A 2334-nucleotide genomic window follows, 5' to 3' on the forward strand; every position below is an offset into this window, starting at 1 on the left:
TGGACGTCAACTCGTACGACATCTCGCTGGACCTCACCGACGGGGCGGGCAATCCCGGCGACGGCACCTTCCGCAGCGTGACGACGGTGAAGTTCACCGCCGCGACCCCGGGGGCGGGCACCTTCGTCGAGGTCGCCGCGAGCAAGATCCTGCGAGCCGAGCTGAACGGCACCGCACTGGACACCAGCGCCTGGACCGCCGAGACCGGCCTGGTGCTGCCGCAGCTCGCCGAGCAGAACACGCTCGTCGTCGAGGCGGAGTTCCCGTTCTCGCAGCAGGGTCAGGGCCTGCACCGCGCGGTCGACCCCGCGGACAAGGAGGTCTACCTCTACAGCCAGTTCGAGACCGCGGACGCGCAGAAGGTCTTCGCCTGCTTCGACCAGCCCGACCTCAAGTCGGTCTACACCTGGCACGCGAACGTGCCCAAGCACTGGAAGGTCGTCTCCAACGCGCCCGTCGCGTCGGTCACCACCGAGGGCTTGGGCAAGACCGTCCACTTCGAGCGGTCGGCCCGCATGTCGACATACGTCACCGCGCTGTGCGCCGGGCCGTACCACGAGCAGCGGACCACGCACGACGGCATCGACCTGGGCGTGTACTGCCGCGCCTCGATGGCCGAGCACCTCGAGGCCGGCGAGCTGTTCGAGATCACCAAGCAGGGCTTCGACTTCTTCCAGAGCCAGTTCGGTGTGCGCTACCCGCTGCCCAAGTACGACCAGCTGTGGGTGCCGGAGTTCAACGCGGGCGCGATGGAGAACTTCGGCTGCGTCACCCACGCCGACGCGTCGTACATCTTCCGCAGCGAGGTCACCGACTTCGAGCGCGAGCAGCGCGCCAATACGATCCTGCACGAGCTGGCCCACATGTGGTTCGGTGACCTGGTCACCATGCGCTGGTGGGACGACCTGTGGCTGAACGAGTCGTTCGCCGAGTGGGCCTCGCACTGGTGCAACGCCGAGGCGACCCGCTTCTCCGACGCCTGGACCACGTTCCTGTCGCTGCGCAAGAACTGGGGCTACAGCCAGGACCAGCTGTCCAGCACGCACCCGGTCTACTGCGACATGCCCGACGTCGACGCGGTCGAGGTCAACTTCGACGGCATCACGTACGCCAAGGGCGCCAGCGTGATCAAGCAGCTCGTGGCGTACGTCGGCATCGACGCGTTCGTCACCGGCCTGCGCTCCTACTTCAAGCAGCACGCCTGGGGCAACGCGACCTTCGGCGACCTGCTCTCGGCGCTGGAGGCGTCCTCCGGCCGCGAGCTGCGCGAGTTCGCCGCGGCATGGCTGGAGACCGCTCAGGTCAACACGCTGCGCCCGCTCGTCGAGATCGGCAAGGACGGCACGTACCGGCGCGTGACGGTGCTGCAGACCGCGCCCGAGAGCCACCCGACGCTGCGCCCCCACCACCTCGCCGTCGGCCTGTACGACCTCGTCGAGGGCAGCCTGGTGCGCCGCGAGCGGATCGAGGCCGACGTGGCCGGCGCCGAGACGGTGCTCGACCAGCTCGCCGGCCAGAAGGCGGCCGACGTGCTGCTGCTCAACGACGACGACCTCACCTACACCAAGCTGCGCCTGGACGAGCGCTCGCTGGCCACGGTGGTCGCCAACCTGAGCGGGTTCGACTCGTCGCTGGCCCGGGCGCTGTGCTGGGCCGCCGCGTGGGACATGGTCCGCGACGCGGAACTGGCCGCCCGCGACTACGTCGCCCTGGTCACCAACGCGCTGCCCGGCGAACGCGACATCAACCTGGTCACCGCCACGCTGCGCCAGGTCCAGCTCGTACTCACCCAGTACGCCGACCCGGCCTGGGCACCGACCGGCTGCGCGAAGCTGGCCGACACCGCCAAAGCGGCGCTCGCCGTCGCCGAGCCCGGCAGCGGCTTCCAGCTCGCCTGGACGCGTGCCTTCATCAGCGCCGCCCGCGGCAGCGCCGACCTGGCCACACTGCAGGGCTGGCTGACCGGCACCGCAGTGCCGCAGGGCATCACCATCGCCGGCGAGCTGCGCTGGCAGCTGGTGCAGTGCCTGGTCGCCAACGGCGGCATCGACCCGTCGATCATCCAGGCCGAGCACGACGCCGACCGCACCGCCTCCGGCGACATCGGCGCCGCGCTCGCCTACGCGCTGATCCCGACACCGGAGAACAAGGCCGCGGTGTGGGCCGAGCTGACCGGCCCGACAGCACCGGCCAACTGGCGCAACCGGGCGCTGATCCAGGGCTTCCAGCACCCCGCCCAGATCGAACTGACCGCACCGTACACACCGAGTTTCTTCACCGAGGTCGCAGGCGTCTGGGCGACCCGCGACAGCGAACCCGCGCAGGAGTTCGTGG

General features: G+C 69.8%; 1 protein-coding gene. It reads left to right on the forward strand.

Features of this window, described 5'->3' with window-relative positions:
- Window positions 1-2334 (forward strand): aminopeptidase N (gene pepN / locus FLL47_RS42495; RefSeq protein WP_144128369.1); only part of this gene is annotated, 2334 nt, incomplete at both ends.

It is taken from the genome of Catellatospora sichuanensis, from assembly GCF_007483665.1.
Lineage (GTDB): Bacteria > Actinomycetota > Actinomycetes > Mycobacteriales > Micromonosporaceae > Catellatospora > Catellatospora sichuanensis.